At 74.1% G+C, this 18974-nt stretch carries 17 protein-coding genes; 5 read left to right on the top strand and 12 right to left on the bottom strand.

Translation table 11 applies throughout. The annotated features are described in order from the left end of the window. Window positions 1–54: 54 nt before the first annotated feature. From mnhG to C8054_RS04330, 6 genes are read right to left on the bottom strand one after another with little or no spacing between them, the layout of a single operon-like run. Complete coding sequence (gene mnhG / locus C8054_RS04355; RefSeq protein ID WP_107155398.1) at window positions 55–477, bottom strand: monovalent cation/H(+) antiporter subunit G; 423 nt, start codon at window positions 475–477, stop codon at window positions 55–57. Next, window positions 474–737, bottom strand: a complete 264-nt coding sequence (locus tag C8054_RS04350) for a monovalent cation/H+ antiporter complex subunit F (protein WP_107155397.1) — start codon at window positions 735–737, stop codon at window positions 474–476. The genes mnhG and C8054_RS04350 overlap by 4 nt, the downstream gene beginning before the upstream one ends. Then, on the bottom strand, window positions 734–1339 hold the full coding sequence (locus C8054_RS04345; RefSeq protein ID WP_107155396.1) for a Na+/H+ antiporter subunit E: 606 nt from the start codon (window positions 1337–1339) through the stop codon (window positions 734–736). Before C8054_RS04345 ends, C8054_RS04350 begins: the two co-directional genes overlap by 4 nt. Next, window positions 1336–2907, bottom strand: a complete 1572-nt coding sequence (locus tag C8054_RS04340) for a Na+/H+ antiporter subunit D (protein ID WP_107155395.1) — start codon at window positions 2905–2907, stop codon at window positions 1336–1338. Before C8054_RS04340 ends, C8054_RS04345 begins: the two co-directional genes overlap by 4 nt. After that, the gene (locus tag C8054_RS04335; protein WP_107155394.1) at window positions 2904–3368 is read right to left on the bottom strand and encodes a Na(+)/H(+) antiporter subunit C; all 465 of its coding nucleotides are present in this window, start codon (window positions 3366–3368) and stop codon (window positions 2904–2906) included. The genes C8054_RS04340 and C8054_RS04335 overlap by 4 nt, the downstream gene beginning before the upstream one ends. Then, window positions 3365–6214, bottom strand: coding sequence for a Na+/H+ antiporter subunit A (locus C8054_RS04330; protein WP_107155393.1), 2850 nt, complete (start codon window positions 6212–6214; stop codon window positions 3365–3367). Before C8054_RS04330 ends, C8054_RS04335 begins: the two co-directional genes overlap by 4 nt. A 204-nt stretch (window positions 6215–6418) precedes the next feature. Here C8054_RS04330 and C8054_RS04325 point away from each other — a divergent pair, with 204 nt between their 5' ends. Next, complete coding sequence (locus tag C8054_RS04325) at window positions 6419–7393, top strand: hypothetical protein (protein ID WP_233219495.1); 975 nt, start codon at window positions 6419–6421, stop codon at window positions 7391–7393. A gap of 35 nt (window positions 7394–7428) precedes the next feature. Here the strand turns inward: C8054_RS04325 and C8054_RS04320 are convergent, their stop codons facing one another. Both C8054_RS04320 and C8054_RS04315 read right to left on the bottom strand, forming a co-directional pair. Continuing rightward, on the bottom strand, window positions 7429–7719 hold the full coding sequence (locus tag C8054_RS04320; protein WP_146179866.1) for a hypothetical protein: 291 nt from the start codon (window positions 7717–7719) through the stop codon (window positions 7429–7431). Window positions 7720–7749: 30 nt separating this feature from the next. Continuing rightward, window positions 7750–8739 carry a hypothetical protein gene (locus tag C8054_RS04315; protein ID WP_158273807.1) on the bottom strand — a complete coding sequence of 330 codons (990 nt, stop codon included), beginning with the start codon at window positions 8737–8739 and terminating at the stop codon, window positions 7750–7752. Between the two features lie 495 nt (window positions 8740–9234). Here C8054_RS04315 and C8054_RS04310 point away from each other — a divergent pair, with 495 nt between their 5' ends. After that, window positions 9235–10527: a GAF domain-containing protein gene (locus tag C8054_RS04310; protein ID WP_107155390.1), complete on the top strand. Its 1293-nt coding sequence runs from the start codon at window positions 9235–9237 to the stop codon at window positions 10525–10527. Window positions 10528–10666: 139 nt separating this feature from the next. Continuing rightward, on the top strand, window positions 10667–12073 hold the full coding sequence (locus C8054_RS04305) for an alpha/beta hydrolase (RefSeq protein WP_107155389.1): 1407 nt from the start codon (window positions 10667–10669) through the stop codon (window positions 12071–12073). Between the two features lie 23 nt (window positions 12074–12096). Here the strand turns inward: C8054_RS04305 and C8054_RS04300 are convergent, their stop codons facing one another. Next, the gene (locus C8054_RS04300; protein ID WP_107155445.1) at window positions 12097–13377 is read right to left on the bottom strand and encodes a serine hydrolase; all 1281 of its coding nucleotides are present in this window, start codon (window positions 13375–13377) and stop codon (window positions 12097–12099) included. 198 nt (window positions 13378–13575) lie between these two features. On the opposite strand from C8054_RS04300, the gene C8054_RS04295 reads away from it, so the two are divergent. Continuing rightward, window positions 13576–15549, top strand: a complete 1974-nt coding sequence (locus C8054_RS04295) for an acyl-CoA dehydrogenase (protein WP_107155388.1) — start codon at window positions 13576–13578, stop codon at window positions 15547–15549. Window positions 15550–15563: 14 nt separating this feature from the next. Here C8054_RS04295 and C8054_RS31935 read toward each other — a convergent pair whose 3' ends face one another. Next, on the bottom strand, window positions 15564–16412 hold the full coding sequence (locus C8054_RS31935) for a hypothetical protein (RefSeq protein WP_158273806.1): 849 nt from the start codon (window positions 16410–16412) through the stop codon (window positions 15564–15566). Between the two features lie 164 nt (window positions 16413–16576). Here C8054_RS31935 and C8054_RS04280 point away from each other — a divergent pair, with 164 nt between their 5' ends. Beyond that, a complete protein-coding gene (locus C8054_RS04280) occupies window positions 16577–17026 on the top strand; it encodes an OsmC family protein (protein ID WP_107155385.1) in 450 nt (149 codons plus the stop codon). A 6-nt stretch (window positions 17027–17032) separates the two neighbouring features. On the opposite strand, the gene C8054_RS04275 is transcribed toward C8054_RS04280, so the two are convergent. Both C8054_RS04275 and C8054_RS04270 read right to left on the bottom strand, forming a co-directional pair. Continuing rightward, entirely contained in the window at window positions 17033–17698 is a 666-nt protein-coding gene (locus C8054_RS04275) for a response regulator transcription factor (protein WP_107155384.1), read from the bottom strand. Then, the gene (locus tag C8054_RS04270) at window positions 17686–18891 is read right to left on the bottom strand and encodes a sensor histidine kinase (RefSeq protein ID WP_199199521.1); all 1206 of its coding nucleotides are present in this window, start codon (window positions 18889–18891) and stop codon (window positions 17686–17688) included. The genes C8054_RS04275 and C8054_RS04270 overlap by 13 nt, the downstream gene beginning before the upstream one ends. Between the last annotated feature and the right edge of the window lie 83 nt (window positions 18892–18974).

The following is an 18974-nucleotide window of genomic DNA, read 5'->3' as shown; positions in this document are numbered from 1 at the left end:
ACCCCGCCACCCGAACCAACAAACAAACCGGGGATCAGGATAGCGAAGAAACCGTCAGGCCGGGGGCTGCGCGTCGCGCCCGGGCGCGCCGACCGACGACGGGGTCTCCGCCGCCCCGGCCCGGTTCGCGCGGACCCGGTCCAGCCGGCCGGCCAACTCGTCGGTGAGCAGCAGGTCCCGCCGGATGTCGTCGTGCGGGTAGGCGGCCCGCCCGACCATGTGCGCCGCGACCGGGGCGGTGGCGAGCTGGAACATGCCCACCAGCACCAGCGTGGTGATGTCCACGCCGGTACGCAGCCGCAACGCGCACCCGAGCAGAACCAGCAGCAGCCCCAGCACCTGCGGCTTGGCCGCGGCGTGCATCCGGGACAGCACGTCCGGGAAACGGACCAGGGCGATGCCGGCGGCGAGGCTGAGCAGGGCGCCCGCGATCAGGCAGACGCCGGCGGCGGTGTCGAGGACGGCGTCGACTGTCACTTGGGGTCTTTCCGCGCCGCGAACCGCGCGACGCTGACCGATCCGACGAACCCGACGACGGCGAGGACCACCAGCACCGGCAGCGCGGTGGCGTCCCGGCTGTAGGCGGCCTCGGTGGCGATGGCGGCGACCGCGACGGCGAGCAGCACGTCGGTGGCGACGGCCCGGTCCAGGATCGACGGTCCACGGATGATGCGGAGCAGGGTCAGTCCACCGGCCACGGTGAGCAGCACGGTGACGATCACGGCCACGACTGTCACGTCGGTGCCCCTTCCAGGTCGACCGGCTCGGGCGGGCCGGTGGGGTCGGGATCGCGGAGCCGGCGCAGTTCCTCGCCCGAGCCGACGGCGGCGACGATGCGTTCCTCCAGCTCCCGCACACCGCGCCGGAACCGTTCCACCTCGTCCAGCGTCCGGACGCCGATGACGTGCACGTAGAGCGTGCCGGTCCCCCGGTCGGCCTCCAGGATGAGGCTGCCGGGCACCAGGGACAGCGCCTCGGCGGTGAGCGTCAGGTTGAGGTCGGTGTTCACCCGCAGCCGCACCGCGATGATCGCCCCGCGTGGGGTGTGCCCGAACCGGACCGCGAGCCAGGCCACCTGCGCGGACGCGACCACCAGGTCCCACAGGAAACGGGCCAGGAAGCGGGCCAGCGGCACCGGCCGGATCCGCCCGGCGAACGTCACCGGCGGCAGTGGGAAGACCACCAGCAGCACGGCCGCGACCGCCAGACCGCTGATCACGTTCGCCCAGGTGAACGTGCCCCACAGCAGCACCCAGACGGTGACCAGGCCGGTCACCGCGACGGCCCGGTTGCGCCACCGTACGCGGCGGGTCAGCGGCGCACGCGGAGGAGTGGTCACGGCGCACCGTCCGGGAAGACGGCCTCGACGTAGGGGGCGCGGCGCAGCAGGTCGTCGGCGGCGTCGGTGCTGATGTCGAAGAGCGGCCCGGCCACCACCGTCAGCCCGAGGCCGAGCACCACCAGCGCGGCGGTGGACGCGGTCATCAGCCGGGGCAGCACGGCGCCGGCCGGCGACGGGTCGTCGTGCGGCTGCTCGGCGCCGTCGGTGCGGGCCGCCCGGGCGGTGTCGTCGGGGCCCGGCATGTCCGGGTGCGGGTCCCGCCAGAACGCGAGGTTCCACACCCGGGCGATCGCGTAGAGCGTGAGCAGGCTGGTGAGCAGCCCGCCGGCGACCAGCGCCCAGGCCAGCACGCCGCCGTCGGACACGCCGGCCTGCACCAGGCCGACCTTGCCGAGGAACCCGGAGAACGGCGGAATGCCGGCCAGGTTGAGCGCGGGCACGAAGAAGAGCACCGCCAGCAACGGCGACAGCCGGGCCAGCCCGCCGAGCCGGTCCAGCGCGGTGCTGCCGCCGCGTCGTTCGACCAGACCGGCCGCGAGGAACAGGGTGGTCTGGATGGTGATGTGGTGCACCACGTAGAAGATCGCGGCGGACAGCCCGTGCGCGGTGGTCAGGCCGACCCCGAACAGCATGTAGCCGATGTGGCTGACCAGTGTGAACGACAGCAGCCGTTTGATGTCCGACTGCGCCACCGCGCCGAGGATGCCGACCACCATGGTCAGCGCCGCGATCACCAGCAGCAGGTCGGCGGTGCGGCCACCGGGGAACAGCAGCGTCTCGGTCCGGATGATCGCGTACACGCCGACCTTGGTGAGCAGGCCGGCGAAGACCGCGGTGACCGGCGCCGGCGCGGTGGGATAGCTGTCCGGCAGCCAGGCCGAGAGCGGGAACACGGCGGCCTTGATGCCGAACGCCAGCAGCAGCATGCCCTGGAGGACCAGCCGCAGGTCGTCCGGCAGCGCGTCCAGCCGGTCGACGAGCTGGGCCAGGTTGAGCGTGCCGGTGGCGGCGTAGATCAGGCCGATCGCGACCAGGAAGATGAGCGACGACAGCAGGCTGACCACGACGTACGTGGTGCCGGCGCGGATCCGGTTCTCCGTGCTGCCGAGCGTCAGCAGCACGTAGCTCGCCACCAGCAGGATCTCGAAGCCGACGTAGAGGTTGAACAGGTCACCGGAGAGGAACGCGTTGCACACGCCGGCGGTCAGCACCAGGTAGGTCGGGTGGTAGACCGACAGCGGCGTCTCCTCGTTGCCGTCGGCCAGGCCCTGCCCGATGGAGTAGACCAGCACGCACAGCGTGACCGCGGCGGAGACCACCAGCATCAACGCGGCGAGCTGGTCGGCGACGAGCACGATGCCCAGCGGCGCGACCCAGCCGCCCACCTCGACCACCAGCGGCCCGCCGAGCGTGGCGCGGACCAGCAGCAGCGCCGCGACCGCCACGGTGGCCGCGAGGACGGTGATGCTGACCCACCGCTGGGCGCGGGCCCGGCCGACGAGCAGCAGCGTCAGGGCGGCGCCGAACAACGGCATCACCACCGGCAACGGCACGAGCCAGCTCATCGGGTCCGCCCCGGCGCACCGGCGGCCACCCGCCGGTCGTCGTCCGCCCGGGCCGTCGGAACCCGGTCGGTGGTCTCCGGGTCGGCGGTGCCCGGCCCCTCGTCCCGCTCCGCCAGCTCCATGATGCGCTGGTCCTCGACGTCGTCCTGCACCTCGTCGTGCCCGTTGAGGTGCCAACTGCGGTACGCCAGGGCGAGCAGGAACGCGGTCATGCCCAGCGTGATGACGATGGCGGTCAGCACCATCGCCTGCGGGAGCGGGTCGGACATCTCCTCCTCGGCGGTGGTGCCGACGATCGGCGGGCCGCCGGCCCGGCCACCGGTGAGCAGCAGCAGGTTCGCGCCGTTGCCGAGCAGGATGACCCCCATCAGCACCCGGGTGAGGCTGCGTTCCAGCAGCAACGTGACGCCGGTGGCGAACAGGACGCCGACCACCACGACGTAGACCAGGTTGGGGCTCACACCAACTCCTCTTCCCGTGCCTCGGTCGGGGCGCTCTCCCCCTGGTCGGTCTCGCCCTGGTCGGCCTCCTCCTGGCGGTCCATCTCCGCGCCCAGGCTGCGCAGGATGTCCAGCACCAGGCCGACCACGATGAGGTAGACGCCGACGTCGAAGAAGACCGACGTGACGAAGTGGACGTGACCCAGCACCGGAAGGTGGAGGTCGAGCGCCGCGCTCTGGAGGAAGTCGCCGCCCAGCGGCATCGCGGCCAGCCCGGTGCCGACGGCGACGAACAGGCCCGCGCCGAGCACCCGGCCGGCGTCCACCGGCGCCGCGCCGTTGAGTTCGGTACGCCCGCCCGCCAGGTAGCGCACGGCCAGGCCGAGTCCGGCGACCAGGCCGGCGGCGAACCCGCCACCGGGCTGGTTGTGGCCGGAGAAGAGCAGGTAGATCGAGAAGAGCAGGATGGCGTGGAACAGCACCCGGGTGACGACCTGGAGGATCACCGACTGCGCGCGGGTGGTGGCGCCGCCGGTCAGCCAGCGCGGGCGCGCCGAGCTCTGCCGGCCGGCGCCGGGGATGCCGCTGCGCAGGTCCAGCGCGCGGGACCGGCGGAAGATCAGGCTGGCCACGCCGGTGGCGGCCACCACCAGCACGGCGATCTCGCCCATCGTGTCCCAGGCCCGGATGTCGACGAGCGTCACGTTGACCACGTTCTTGCCGCCGCCGTAGGAGACCGCCTCCTCGGGGAACCCGACCGAGATCGGCGTCGCCACCCGCGCCCCGGCCGCGACGTACGCCATGCCGGCGGTGACCACGCCCACGGCCACGCCGAGCGCGACGCGCACCCGCCGGCTGGACCGGATCGGGCGGGCGGAGAACTTCGTCGGCAGCCGGCGCAGCACGAGCACGAACATCACGATCGTGACGGTCTCCACCAGGAACTGGGTCAGCGCCAGGTCGGGCGCGCCGTGCAGGATGAACAGCAGCGCCGTGCCGTAGCCGGTCACCCCGACGAGGATCATCGCGGTCAACCGGCGTCGGGCGCGCGCGGCGGCCACGGCCGCGACCACCACGGCGGCGCCGGCGGCGGCCTGCAACGGGGTGTCCCAGAGCTGGTAACGCTCGGGCCACGGCACGCCGACCAGCAGCGCGCCGCCGGGCAGCACGACCAGCACCAGCAGGATGACACCGAGGTAGAACGGCAGCGATCCGCGCTGGGTGGCCCCGGTGAGCTCCACCGCCGCGCGGTCCACGGCGCCGGCCAGCCGGTCGTAGCCGGTGGCGCCGTCGAAGGGCAGCCGCGGCAGGTGCGGCCGGCGTCGGTGCAGCAACAGGAACAGCCCGACGCCGGCGGCGACGGCCAGCGCCGACAGGCCGAGCGCCGGGGTCAGCCCGTGCCAGAGCGCGAGGTGGTAGCCCGCGTCGGCGTCGGGATACTGGTCCGCGTACGGGGCGAGCACCCGGTCGACGGCCGGGGCGAGGACGCCGACCGCGAGACCGGCGACGGCCAGCGCCACCGCGGGCGCCAGGAACGCCCGGTCGACCGGCTCGGGCCGGGTGGCCGGCACGTCGGGTTTGGCGGCGAACGCGCCCCAGAGGAAGCGCGCCGTGTAGGCGACGGTCAGCGCCGAGCCGGTCACCAGCCCGGCGAGCACCACCAGCTCGACGGCGCCGCCGTGCAGGAACGCCTCCAGCGCGGCCTCCTTGGCGACGAACCCGGCCAGCGGCGGCAGGCCGGCCATCGAGGCCGCCGCGAGCCCGGCCACCACCGCCAGCGCCGGCGCCCGCCGACCCAGGCCGCTGAGCTCCCGCAGGTCCCGGGTGCCGGCGACGTGGTCGACGACGCCGACGACCAGGAACAGGGTGGCCTTGAACAGCGCGTGGGCCAGCACCATCGCGGCGCCGGCCAGCGCGGTGTCCCGGGTGCCGGCGCCGAGGACCACCATCAGCAGGCCGAGCTGGCTGACCGTGCCGTACGCCAGCAGCAGCTTCAGGTCGACCTGCCGCAGCGCCGTCCAGCCGCCGAGGAACATGGTGACCAGGCCGCCGGCCAGCAGGACGCCGCGCCACGCGGTGGCCTGGCCCACCGCCGGGCCCATCAGCGCGACCAGGAACACCCCGGCCTTCACCATGGCGGCCGCGTGCAGGTAGGCGCTGACCGGGGTCGGCGCGGCCATCGCCCGCGGCAGCCAGAAGCTGAACGGGAAGATCGCCGACTTGCTGGTCACCCCGAGCAGGACGAGCACCAGCGCGACGGTCAGGTAGCCGCCGTCCGGCAGGTCCTGCGAGATCTCCGACCACCGGTACGAGCCGGCGTGCTCGCCGAGCATCACGAAGCCGGCGAGCATCGCCAGGCCACCGAGCGTGGTCACCAGCAGCGCCTGCATGGCGGCGTGCCGGCTGGCCCGTCGGGTCGGGTCACTGCCGATCAGCAGGTACGAGAAGACGGTGGTGAGTTCCCAGAATACGTAGAGCAACAGCAGGTCGTCGGAGACCACCAGGCCCAGCATCGCGCCGGCGAACGCGACGAACACCGCGGCGAAGCGGCCGAGACCGGGATCGTCGGAGCGGAAGTAGCGGGCGCTGTACGCGAGCACGAGCGCGCCGACGCCGCCGACCAGCAGCACCATCAGCCAGGACAGCGTGCCCATCCGCAGCGCGAGGTCCAGGCCGAGTTGCGGCACCCAGGTGACCGTCTCGACCTCGGGCGTGCCCGAGCGGACCGAGTCGGTACGGGTCAGGGCCCAGATCAGCGCCGCGGCCGGGACGGCGGCCAGCAGGTAGAGCGCCCGACGGCCCCAGATGCGTACCAGCGCCGGGGCGGTCACGGCTGCGAGCGCATGGACCGCCACCAGAACCAGCACACAGCCCCCTCAAGATCGACACCCGGTTAGTCAACCCTAACCGGCCGCGCCGCGATCGACCACGTGCAGAGGGTCACGACCGTCGAGGCGCATCGGCGTCGACCGGACGGGGTACCCATCGGTGTTTCGCGCGCCGGTCGGCCCGCCGGTCCCGCCGGGTAGGCTCGCCACCCTGGCCGACCCGGACGACGAGGAGATGCCGTGATGCGTGCGGCCGCGCTGCTGTCGATGCGAACGGCCCTGGCGGGCACCACCGGCAACGCGGTGCTGATGGGCGCCGCCGAGATCAGCACCCCGGTCGGCTGGGTGCTGCTGCCCGGTCTGCTCGGCGTGTCGGCCCGGCCCCGGGTGGCGGCGCTGGTGTCGGCCTGGGCGGGCGTGCTGGTGGTCGCCTCCGTCGTCCTGCCGGTGGTCCCCGGTCACCGCAGCGACCCGTCGGCGTTGCTCGCGTCCGCGTTCAGCCTCGCCGCGGTCCCCGCCCTGGCGTGGGCCCGGCGCCACCGGCGGTCCACCGCCGTCGGGCGCGCCGCCGCGCCGCGCGACGTCGCGGTGTTCACCATGCCGGCGGGACCCGGGCGCGCCGCGCTGGCGATCTGCGGTACGCCCGGCGAGATCGCCGCCGCCGTGCCGGTCCGCGGCGGCGGCCTCCGCGTCCTGGTCGGCACCGTCACCGGCGCGGCGTTGACCACGCCCGCCGCCCGGCGGACCATCGAGGTGACGTTCCGCCGGCACGCCGGCCGGCGGCGGCAGTCGCTGCCGCAGCTCGTCGGCGCGGTGGACCGGGTGGTCCGCGACCTCGCGCCGGCCGGCCACCTGCGGGCCACCCTCGTGCAGGTGGACCGGTCCGGCCGGATCGACGTGGTGCGGTGCGGCTCGCCGGACGTCGCCGCCGTGACCGGGGGCCGGGCCGACCTCGCCGGGGTCCCGGCCGGCCCGGCGATCGGCTCCACCGACGCCGCCGACCGGCCGGCGCCCGACCGGGTCACGGCCCACCGTGTCGCCGCCGTCGCCGCCGAACTCACCGACGTGCGCGGCGATTCGTGGGTACGCGTCCTCGATCAGCTGGCCGACGACGAGGAGCCGGAGCGGGCCGCACAGCGGCTGACCCGCGCGGCAGCGGGCGAACGACGGACCGGTCCGGTGCTCGTGCTCGACACGGGGGTGCCCGCGCACCGGTGACGGTGCGGTTCAGCCGTCCCGGCGGTCCGAATGGTTCACGTTGATGATCGTGTTGGTGTCTCCCTCGCCGCCCTTGACGACGGTGCCGTTCCGCCACGCCAGCAGCGGATGGAACGACCACCGCGAGCCACGCCGGACGCCACCGTCGGCCGGCGCCGTGCCATCGACGCCGCCACCGTGCCTCCGGCCACCGTCAGCGCCAGCAGGAAGGCCGCCACGCTCGCCCACCGGTCGGCCCGGTCGAGGCCCTGCCGGGCGAGGAAGCCGACCGCACCGGCCAGTGCCAGCACGACGACCAGAACGGCCAGCCACACTCGATGCCGCATCAGCTCCTCCTCGACCATCGGTTGGAGTCGTCAGAAGTCGACGAATGGCCCGTCGTACTCCGGCGGATCGATTTCGGGCTCCACGGGCTCCGGGGGCTCCACGAGCTCCGGGGGCTCCACGGGCTCCGGGTCGAGCTGGTTGTGGTCCGCCAGCAGGACCAGTGCCGCGGGACCGACGTCCAGCTGCGGACCCCGTGCCGGCTCCCACTGCTCCGGCGTCGACGTGCGGAGCGGAAACGGGGTGGAGAGCGCGACGACCGGCGGCGCGAACTCGCGGAGAACAGCCAGGTCGGCCAGGACGCCGCGCTCCCCGGGTGCCGTCCGGTGGATCTCGGCGGCGACCTCATGGGTGTTTCCCGTGCCCACCATCACGGTCGCGGCGTCGCCGACCCGGGCGGCGCCGAACAGACCGAACAGGCTCGTCCGCTGGTGGGGCAGGTCGGACGCGTGAGCGAGCAGCGCCAACTCGTCGACGCGACCACCGGCCTCCAGCACCCCACGCAGGAACGTCGCCGTCCGTTCGCCCGGCGTCGGCTCCAGCACCGCGTACGCGAACTGCCGGACCAGGGACGCGTCCCGGACCAGGAACTCCGTCGCCGGCAAGATGGTGCGGTCGACCACGTACCGGTTGTTGACCGTCGTCCGTGACCCGTCGGCCTGGACGACGGCGACCGAGCCGGCGGCGGTGACCAGCCGGGTCGACCGCACCGGCACGCTCACCTCGGTCGGCCCCTGGCGCTCCGGCGGGTCGACGACGGGGCGCAGGGCGCGCTGGAACGCCGTGATCCGCTCCGCGTCGTCGGGATCGGCGAGCAGCGCGCCCAGCGCATCCCGGGCGGCGCTGGTAGCGGTGAGCTGGTCGAGGGAGAGCTCGACCCGGTCGACGTGGTAGTGATCGACCTGGCGGAGGTGACAGTCGTCGCCGTCCACCACGGCGGTGGCCCGGTTCGTGTGGACGGTGTGCGCGGGGAACAACCGCGCCAACCCGGAGACGCGGACCTGCCCGTGTGACGGGGCCATGACGTCCAGGACCGGCACCGGTTTCGGCCTGACCCGGCATGACGGGTGGTCGGGGGCCGCCACCTCGAAGGTGGCGGCTTCGACGCCGCCCCCGTCGAGGCCGTGTGGACCAGGCGGCACCTCGTCGGTGAGGTCGAACCTGTCGACCTCGACGCGCTGTGGAGGCCACGGCGGGCCCTCCGGCGGGACTACCTCTCGGGCAGGTGCGGCGACCTGACGCTCGGGCGGTCGGAGCGAGAAGTCGATGGCTGCCTCCCCCGGTCGGAATCCCGCCCGTTCAGGTTGGCACAAGGTGTCCAGCGAGCCCTGCACCCGGCTGCCGTCCCGGACCGACCGGCTCGGACATCGGTTACGCTCGCCGGCATGATCGGCGTCTCGACCGGTCCACCCGCCGCGCCCGCCTCAACGGGCATCGCGACACCGGCGCGGACCACGAGACGGAGCTCCGGATTTCCGGACCGGTGACCACGACTCGGCAGAGAGGCAGACCGCACCATGACGGCGGTGGAGGGCGCACAGCCCGGTGCCGCGGACGCCGCGATGGTCGGGCCGGACGCGGCGGAGGACGTACGCTCGCTGTTCGGGCAGTCCACCGCGGTCTTCGCGTCGCTCGCCGGGCCGACCCACGTGGTGACGAGCGCGAACGAGGCGTTCCTCGCCGCCGTCGGCGAGCAGCGGGCGGGCACCGGGATGCCGCTCGCGGAGCTGACGCCCGAGCTGGCCGGTCAGGGCTTCCTCACGCTGCTGGACCAGGTCTACCGCACCGGCGAGCCCTACACCGGGCGCGACGTCCGGGTGGTCCTGGGCACCGGGCCGCACACCCGGGAGGCGTTCTTCGACGTCACCTACGAGCCGCGGCGGGACGCCTCCGGCGCGGTCGTCGGGATCCGGGTGATCGGCCTGGAGACCACCCAGGTGAAGCACGCCCAACGGCTGATGGCCGAGCACCGGGCGCTGGTGGAGCAGATCGCGCGCCAGGCGCCGCTGGCCGAGGTGCTCGACGGGATGGCCCGCTGCATCGAGCAGCTCGCCCCGGAGGAACTGCTGGTCTCCGTCCTGCTCGCCGATCCTGACGGCCGGCACCTGCGCCACGGCGCGGCGCCGAGCCTGCCCGACTTCTACAACCAGGCCATCGACGGCATCGCCACCGGCGAAGGCGTCGGCTCCTGCGGCACCGCCGCGCACCGGCGGGAACCGGTCGTGGTCACCGACATCGCCACCGACCCGTTCTGGACCGACTTCCGCCCCCTCGCGGAGCGGGCCGGGCTGGGCGCCTGCTGGTCGACGCCGATCCTCGGGCGCGACGGCAGCCTGCTGGGCACGTTCGCCGTGTACCACCGGACCCCGCGCGTCCCCCAGGACGCCGACCTCGCGCTGGCCCGGGTCTTCACCGGCACCGCGGCGCTCGCCATCGAACGACACCACATCGAGCAGGCCAAGGCCGCCGTCGACGCCGAGGTGAGGGCGGCCCGGGACGAGTTGGCCCGGGTGGTGCGGGCGGAGCGGGAACTGCGCGCCGAGGCCGAGCAGCGCGCCACCGCCGCCGCGGAACTCGCCACGCGGGTCCGCGCCGCGGCCGCCGCACAGGCCACCGCGCCGCATCCCGAGCGGTGTCAGCTCGGCGGCGCCGACGGGTGCGCTGCGGCGGCCGAGATCAAGATCGCCGACTCGTGGGGCGACTCCGCGTGGGGCTGCCCCATCCACGTGGAGGAGGCCATCCTGAACGTGCGCTCGGTCTTCATCGCCAGTGAGGAACTCGGCGGCCTGGCCGCCTACCTCAACCGCTGACCTGCCACGGGGGGGTCGGCCGACGGCCCCCGACGGCCGCTCCGGGTGGAACCTCGGGGGCGTCTCCGGGTGGTCGCCGATGGGGTTTCGGGCTCGGGGCGGTCGACGATGGACGGACGTCCCGACCGCAGGAGGCACCGTGCACCGTCGTCCGTTGGCCCTGGCCGTCACCGTCCTCACGCTCGTCGCCGGATGGCCGGCTCCGGCTCACGCCGACCCGCCGCCACCGCGTCTCGCCTGGGGTGAGTGTGCCGACGACCTGCCGGGCGTCCCGCCCGATCCGGACGTGCGGTGCGCCCGGCTGCGACTACCGGTGGACTGGGCCCGGCCGCACGGGCCGACGTTCGAGCTCGCCGTGGCGCGCCGGGCCGCCCGGGTGCCGGAGCGGCGGGTGGGCACGCTGGTGTTCGGGCCGGGCGGCCCCGGAGACTCCGGGGTGGAGCGCATCCGCCGGGGCGACCGGTTCAGCGACGAGCTGCTCGACCGGTTCGACCTGGTCAGCTTCGACCCGCGTACGGTGGCCCGCACCGCCGCCCCGGCCTGCGCGCCGGATCCGACGCTGCGCCGACCGCCGATCCCGCTGGCCGGCCCGGCCGACTTCGACGCCCTGCTCGCGTACAACCGGGCCTGGTGGGCGCGGTGCCGTCCGACCAGCCCGGTCTTCGACCACGCGGACACGCTCAGCACCGTCCACGACCTGGAGGCGCTGCGGCGCGCGCTGGGCGAACGGCGACTGACGTTCCACGGCAGCTCGTACGGCACGCTGCTGGGTCAGCAGTACGCCGAGCGGTACCCCGGCCGGGTGCGGGCCGTCGTGCTCGAAGGCGTGTTCGACCACAGCCTGGGGGTGCGACCGTTCGTCCGGACCCAGGCCGCCGCCCTGCAGGACGCGTTCGACGAGTTCGTGGCCTGGTGCGACAGGTCCACCGAGTGCGTGCTGCACGGGCGGGACGTGCGGGCGGTCTGGGCCGACGTGCTGGCCCGCGCCGACCGTGGCGACTACGCCCCGCGTACCGCCTTCGACGTCACGGCCGTGACCCTCCGCGAGCTGGCCGGCCCGCGCTGGCCGCAACTGGCCACGGCCATCCGGAGCATGGCCGCCGGCACCCCGCCCGACGAGGTGAGGCTGCCGGTCGCCGTGGCGGCCTTCTGCGCGGACTGGCCGGCCCCGGTGCGGAACTACGCCGAGTACGCCGGTCTGGTCCGGGAGGCGGCGGCCGCCGCGCCGGACGTCCGCTACGGCGCCGGGCTGCTCGCGGTGCAGACCTGCCTCGGCTGGCCGTCCCCGGTCCGGAACCCGCCACACCAGCTCCGGGTACGCACCCGCACACCGCTGCTGCTGCTCAACGCCCGGCACGACCCGCGCACCGGCTACGCCTGGGCCACCGACGTGGCCCGGCAACTGGGCCGGCACGGGCGGCTGGTCACCTACGAGGGCTGGGGCCACGGCACGTACCTGCGCACCGACTGCACCACCGCCGTGGTGGACCGCTATCTCGTCGACGTGACGGTGCCCGCCCCCGGTACCCGCTGCCCGGCGGGCTGAACCGGGGACGGCCGGCGGGCGCGTCAGCCGCCCTCGGGCGACTCGACGTGCTCGCCGGTGACCGCCTCGATCTCCGCCAGGCAGATCTCCAGCAGCGGCACGTCGTCGTAGTTGCCGAGGACCACACCGACCCACCCGGTGTCCGGGTAGACGGTCCAGTTCGCGGCGACGCCGCCGGCCCCGCCGCCGCGCCCGAACACCCACTGGCCACCGATGATCGAGACCGGCATCGTGTACCCGTCGAACGAGGTGGGCGCCGGACCGGGCTGCCTGGCCCCGGCGAACAGGTCGGCCCAGGGCCGGTCGAGCAGCGTGCCGTCGCGCAGCGCCGCCGCGAACCGGACCAGGTCCGGCGCGGTGGCGAAGCCGTCGCCCGAGGCGTGCCCGATGAAGTCGCGGCCCGGGTTCCGGCCCGCGATGGGCGGGCTCACGCTGCCCCGGTCGAGGTGGCGCACGGCGTCCACCCGGCCGCCGTCGGCCTGGCGCATGTACGGGTGCGCGATGTGCCGGTCGGTGAGCCACTGCGGCCTGGTGAAGAACCCCGAGCCGCGCATGCCGGCGCGGGCGAACACGTGCTGGTGCACGTAGTCCCAGAACGTCAGGCCGGACACCACCTCCACGATCCGTGCCGCCATCGCCAGGCCGACGCCGGCTCCGGGGAGGTGGCCGTTGGAACCGGAGCCGGGCACCCCCGCCAGCGTCGCCTGCCGGATCCACCACTGCTGGTATTCGTGCACCTCCGCCCGGCTGTGGAAGACGCGCGTCCAGTCGGGCATCGGCGCGTCCAGCCCGGAGGTGCCGGTGAGCAGGTGGTGGATGGTCACCCGCTCGGCGATCCCCGGGGCCAGGTCCGTCAGGTGGGCGCCCAGCGGATCCGACAGCGACACCCGCCCCCGCTGGGCCAGTTGCAGGATCGCCACCGTCAGGAACGGTTGGCTCGCCGAGGCGAGGTTGAACGCCACGCCCTGGTGGTTGCGGATCCCCCGCTCCCGGTCGGCCATGCCGTAGCTGCGGGACAGCACCGTCCGGCCCCGGTACGACAGCAGCACCACGCCGGAGAACCTGTCCTGCGCCGCCAGCTCCGCCACGAACCGGTCGTACGCGCCGCCGGGTCGGGTGGCCGGCGGGATCCCTCCCTGCCCGGACGACGTGGCGCGGGACGAGCCGGAGGCGGGAACGGTCGGAGCGGCGTGGGCGGGGCCGGCGCCCAGCAGCGGCGCACCGGCCGCCACACCGGCCGCGGCCAGCCCGCCCCACCCGAGCAGCCGCCTCCGGTCGACACCGCGTACGGGATCCGATTCCATGATCACGCTCCGTTTCCTTGGTCCTGGCGTGTGGTTCCGTGCCTCCACCCAAGGGGGAGCGCTGTTGCGCCGGCGTATGCCTTTTTCGATATGCCGGTCGACCCGGTCGCCGTGACGGCTCTCACCACGTCACCGCGGCTGATCAGCGCCGTTCACCGGGTAGGAGAGGTGAGCATGACGTCGGCATCCGAGGTAGCCATGAGCAACGAGACCGGCCCGGTCGACCCGGCCCGGCTGCGGGCCGTACTCGACGGACCGTGGGCCCGGGTCCGCGACGCGCACCGCGAGCACCTCGACGGGCGTTTCCTACCGGTGTACGGCGAGACCGGCGACCAGGCGCGCGAGCGGATCAGCCGGCTGCTCCGCGAACTCCCGGTCGAGCTGGGGATCGGCGGGGGCTTCCCCACCGAGTACGGCGGCGACTCCGACGTCGGCGCCTCGATCGTCGCCATCGAGATGCTGGCCCAGGTCGACCTGTCGCTGATGGTGAAGGCGGGCGTGCAGTGGGGCCTGTTCGGCGGCGCGGTCGCGGCCCTCGGCACCCGGCGCCACCACGACGCCTACCTGCGCGACATCATCGCCGGCGAGATCTTCGGCTGTTTCGCGATGACCGAGACCGGCCACGGCTCGGACGTCCAGCACCTGCGCACCACCTGCGTGTACGACCCGCGGACGCAGACGTTCGACCTGCACACCCCGCACGAGGCGGCGCGCAAGGACTACATCGGCAACGCCGCCCGCGACGGCCGGATGGCGGTGGTCTTCGCCCAGCTGATCATCGAGGGGCGGCGGCACGGCGTGCACGCCTGGCTGGTCCCGATCCGCGACGCGCACGGCAATCCGCTGCCCGGGGTGACCATCCGCGACGCCGGGCCGAAGGCCGGCCTGCTCGGCGTGGACAACGGACGCCTCAGCTTCGACCACGTCAGCGTGCCGCGCGACATGCTGCTGGACCGCTACGCCCAGGTCGCGGCGGACGGCACCTACGCCAGCCCGATCGAGAACGACTCCCGGCGCTTCTTCACCATGCTCGGCACCCTGGTCCGCGGCCGGGTGAGCGTCGGCGGCGCCGCCTCGGCGGCCACCAAGGCGGCGCTGACCATCGCGGTGCGCTACGGCGACATCCGCCGCCAGTTCGGCACCGCCGACGCCGACCGGGAGGTGCTGCTCAACGACTACCTGGCCCACCAGCGCAAGCTGCTGCCCGCGCTGGCCACCACGTACGCGCTGACCTTCGCCCAGACCGAGCTGGTGACCGCGCTCAGCGAGGTGCAGGGCGGTGGCGACGGACCGGTCGACGAGCACCGGCAACGGGAGCTGGAGTCCCGGGCCGCCGGTCTCAAGGCCGCGCAGACCTGGCACGCGACCCGCGCCATCCAGATGTGCCGGGAGGCGTGCGGCGGCGCCGGCTACCTGGCCGAGAACCGGCTGCCCGGCCTCAAGGCCGACACCGACGTCTTCACCACGTTCGAGGGCGACAACACGGTGCTGCTGCAGTTGGTGGCCAAGGGGCTGCTCACCGGCCACCGCGACGAGTTCGGCTCGTTGGACGGCTGGGGACGCGCCTCCTTCGTCGCCGACCAGATCCGCGACATGGTGCTCGAACGCACCGCCGCGCGGGCGCTCATCGAGCGGCTGACCAGTGCCGTGCCCGGCCGCGACGACGAGGTCGCCGTCACCGACCGCGGCTGGCAGCTCACGGTCTTCGAGGACCGCGAGCGGCACCGCCTCGACGGCGCGGTCCGCCGGCTGCGCAACGGCGCCGCCACGAAGAAGGACCACCCCTTCGACATCTTCAACGACGTGCAGGACCACGTCCTGGCCGTGGCCGCCGCGCACGTCGACCGGGTGACGCTCGAGGCGTTCGTCGCCGGCATCGACGCCACCACGGACCCGGCCGTGCGGGCGTTGCTCTCCCGGGTCTGCGACCTCTATGCGCTCAGCGTCGTCGAAGCCGACAAGGGCTGGCTGCTGGAGCACGGCCGGCTCACCCCGGCCCGCGCCAAGGCGATCACCGCGGTGGTGAACGGTCTGCTGAAGGAGCTGCGCCCGCACCTGCGGACGCTCGTGGACGGCTTCGCCATCCCGGACGCCTGGCTGCACTGCGCCGTCCTGCGCGAGGAACCCGACCGGCAGGAGACCATGGCCGTCCATGACGCCGCCACCACCTGACGCGCCCGCGCCGCCTACCGACTCACCGCGTAGCTGACGGCCCAGACGACGGCGAGGGAGGCCACCCCGACCACCGCGGCCCACAGCGCACACCCCATGCCGTACCTGCGGTCGCTGAGGAGTTTCCGTTCGGTCTCCGCCGGCTCCCGGCTCACCGCGAGGTAGCGACCGGTTCTCGGCAGCGTGAGCGCGGCGACGCCGCTGTCGAGAATCGCCGGCCGGCCGATGACGTACAGCGGGAGGCCCGGGGGCACGATCTGCTCGACCACCCACACCCGTTCCACGCGGCGCGCCGCGTCCGCCGGGACCAGCCCGCGATCGATGAAGTCCTGGAGCCACCGGCCGTGGCGGCGAGGACTGGTGGTCTCCTCACCGACGACGGTCCGTACCGGCGTGGGACCGTCGTGCGCCACCGGCAGCCGCGTCTGCGCCCACGCGGACAGCCGTGGGTCGTTGACGGCCGCCTGGAGGAGCCGCGCCGACACCGCGGCCGTGCCGGTGCCGTCGGCCACCCCGAACGGGTCCCCCGCGGACTGCTCCCACAGCACATTCGTGCTGGTGAGCGGCGGGTCACCGGAACTGTCGACCGTGTACACCATGGTGTGGAACCACACCGCCTCGACGCCGGACAGCGGCGCGACCACCAGCCCGGCGGGCCCCGGCGCGGTTTCGCCGTACAGGGCCATCCGCCGGGGCAGCGGGGTCCCCGGGCGCAGCGCGGCACACGGGGACACCGGGTGTCGGCGGATCCACCGGTGCTGGCGGCCCTCCGACACGGCCAGGGCCAGCAGCACCGGCGCCAGCACCAACATGGCGTATCCGGCGATTCCCAGGATGGCGACGACGACCGTCAGGAACGTCACGCGGCCAGGGTAGACATCGACCGCCACCGCCGTGTCGCACCGGGGGTGGGGGCCAACAGCCGGTACGACAACGGGTGCCGACCTCCCTGTCCGGGCCCTCCGCCGGCTTGCCGGACGTCACGTTGATCCGCTGACGGCGCCGGCCGCCGGGTAGGTTCGCGGGCATGAGTGACGACACCTTCCGCTCGGTGGAGATCGAGCGCACCGGCCTGGGCACCTACACCGTGCGGAATCCCCGTGGTGGGTCGATCTCCATCGGCTCCGGCCAGAACGACACGTTCACGCCGGTGGAACTGCTGCTGGCCGCCATCGGCGGGTGCACCGCCGTCGACGTCGACCACATCACCAGCCGCCGCGCCGAGCCGGACCGCTTCACCGTCGAGGTCACCGGCGAGAAGATCCGCGACGAGGCCGGCGGCAACCGGATGCGCGACCTCCGGGTGGCGTTCACCGTGACCTTCCCGGAGGGACCGGACGGCGACCGGGCGCGCGAGGCGCTCCCCCGCTCACTGCGTCAGTCGCACGACCGGCTCTGCACCGTCTCCCGCACCGTCCAGCTCGGCACGCCCGTCACGATCGTCGACGTCGCCGGGGCGGGCGCTGACGACGAGTGACGGCCGTCATCGGGTTCCGCCGCCCGTGCCGCCGGCCGCGTTGAGGTAGGCCAGGACCGCGAGGACACGCCGGTGGCCGCTGTCGGTCACGGCCAGCCCGAGCTTGGCGAAGATGTTGCCGATGTGCTTGTGCACCGCGTTGTCGGTGACGACGAGCTGCCCCGCGATGGCGGTGTTGTCCCTGCCCTGGGCCATCAGCGCGAGCACCTCGCGTTCCCGGGGCGTGAGCGCGGCGATCGGGTCGCCGGCGCGTCGCACGAGCTGCGCGATGACCTCCGGGTCCATCGCGGTGCCGCCGTCGGCGACCCGACGCAGCGCGTCGACGAACTCGTCCACCCGGCTGACGCGGTCCTTGAGCAGGTAACCGACCCCGCCCCCGGAGGTGGACAGCAGCTCGGCGGCGTACTGCTGCTCGACGTACTGCGACAGCACCAGGACCGGCAGGCCGGGATGCTCACGGCGGGCCCGCAACGCGGCGTGGATCCCCTCGTCACGGAAGGACGGCGGCAGGCGGACGTCGACGATCGTGACATCGGGCCGGTGCTCCCGTACGGCGGCGAGGAACCCGGGCGCGTCGACGGCGACGGCGACGGTCCGGAAACCCGCCCGCCCCAGCAGCAGTTCCAGCCCGCTGGAGAGCAGGACGTTGTCCTCGGCGATCACCACCCGCACGGCAGCTCCACGGTGACGGTGGTCGGGCCGCCGACCGGGCTGTCGAGGTCGACGGTGCCGTCGAGGGCCAGTACCCGACGGCGGATCCCGGCGATGCCGGTGCCCCGTCGATCGTCGGCGCCGCCGACGCCGTTGTCGGTGATCACGGTCGACAACCGGTCGGCCACCCGATGGACCCGTACGCTGGCCGCTGTCGCCCGACTGTGTCTGGCGACGTTGGTGAGCGCCTCCGCGACGGCGAAGTAGACGATGGCCTCGGCCGCCGCCGGGACCAGCCCGAGACTGCCGAGGTCCAACCGGGTCGGTACGACGCAGCGGCTGGTCACCGCCGTCAACGCGCCGTCGAGGCCCCGGTCGGCGAGGATCGGCGGGTAGACGGTGCGAATCACCTCGCGCAGCTCGGTCATGGCCTCCTCGGTTCCTTCGTGCGCCTCCCGCAGCAGATCCGCCACGAGCTGGTCGTCGCGCGTCCGATCGGCGAACGCCTGGCGCGCCACGGCCAGCCGCATCGCGATGGCCACCAGGCGGGCCTGGGTGCCGTCGTGCAGATCGCGTTCGATGCGGCGCAGCTCCGCACCGTGGGCGTCGAGCACGTCGGCGCGGGTGCGGGTCAGCACCGCCACCCGTTCGGCGAGTTGCTCGTCGGTCGGGTGCGCCGAGACCACCGCGAGGCAGATCCGGGCGTGCGCGTGCGCGACCGGCGGAAAGACGAGGTACGCCGCGACGGCGAGCAGGAGCACCTGGAGAGGACCGAGGGTGAGTGCGGTCGTCCAGTCGGGCACCGGGACGTCGACGAAGAGCCGTGGCCGGTCCCGGGCGTCGAACGCCCACCAGAGCGGGGTCGCGACCACGGCGACCACCACGTTGCCCACGCACAGCAGCGCCGGCAGGCCGAACGCGACCCCGGTCAGGGCGTTCACCGGCAGCCAGAGCAGGGCGCGGGAGGTGCGGCCGGTCGGGTGGCCGGTCGCCGGCCCGGCCGGGGGCGGCGCCGGCGTCGTCGCGAGCAGCCGGCGCGCGCGGTCCCGGTGCCAGCCGGCCCAGAGCCGCGCCAGCCGCGGCACGCACAGCAGCGGGAGGGCGACCAGGGTGGCGACGCCGGAGAGCAGCGAGCCCAGCAGGTAGCCGCCGGCGCGGCCGGTCCGTGTCCACCGCGCCCACGCCGCCCCCGGGAAAGCTCTCGGCTCGGACACGGTGCCGAGTCTGCCCGGTGTGCGCCACCTCGTCACTACAGCCAGCGGTACCTTCCATACGGTGGCCCGGGGTATCGGCCCGG

Source organism: Micromonospora sp. RP3T (assembly GCF_003027925.1).
Taxonomy (GTDB): Bacteria; Actinomycetota; Actinomycetes; order Mycobacteriales; family Micromonosporaceae; genus Micromonospora.
This window is presented reverse-complemented; position numbering and strand designations above follow the sequence as displayed.

Bases quoted from the DNA above. Each gene is read 5' to 3' on its own strand.
- C8054_RS04340 (WP_107155395.1), bottom strand. From the start codon at position 2,907: ATGAGCTGGCTCGTGCCGTTGCCGGTGGTGATGCCGTTGTTCGGCGCC.
- C8054_RS04325 (WP_233219495.1), top strand. From the start codon at position 6,419: ATGCGTGCGGCCGCGCTGCTGTCGATGCGAACGGCCCTGGCGGGCACC.
- C8054_RS04320 (WP_146179866.1), bottom strand. From the start codon at position 7,719: ATGCGGCATCGAGTGTGGCTGGCCGTTCTGGTCGTCGTGCTGGCACTG.
- C8054_RS04315 (WP_158273807.1), bottom strand. From the start codon at position 8,739: ATGGCCCCGTCACACGGGCAGGTCCGCGTCTCCGGGTTGGCGCGGTTG.
- C8054_RS04310 (WP_107155390.1), top strand. From the start codon at position 9,235: ATGACGGCGGTGGAGGGCGCACAGCCCGGTGCCGCGGACGCCGCGATG.
- C8054_RS04300 (WP_107155445.1), bottom strand. From the start codon at position 13,377: ATGGAATCGGATCCCGTACGCGGTGTCGACCGGAGGCGGCTGCTCGGG.
- C8054_RS04295 (WP_107155388.1), top strand. From the start codon at position 13,576: ATGAGCAACGAGACCGGCCCGGTCGACCCGGCCCGGCTGCGGGCCGTA.
- C8054_RS04280 (WP_107155385.1), top strand. From the start codon at position 16,577: ATGAGTGACGACACCTTCCGCTCGGTGGAGATCGAGCGCACCGGCCTG.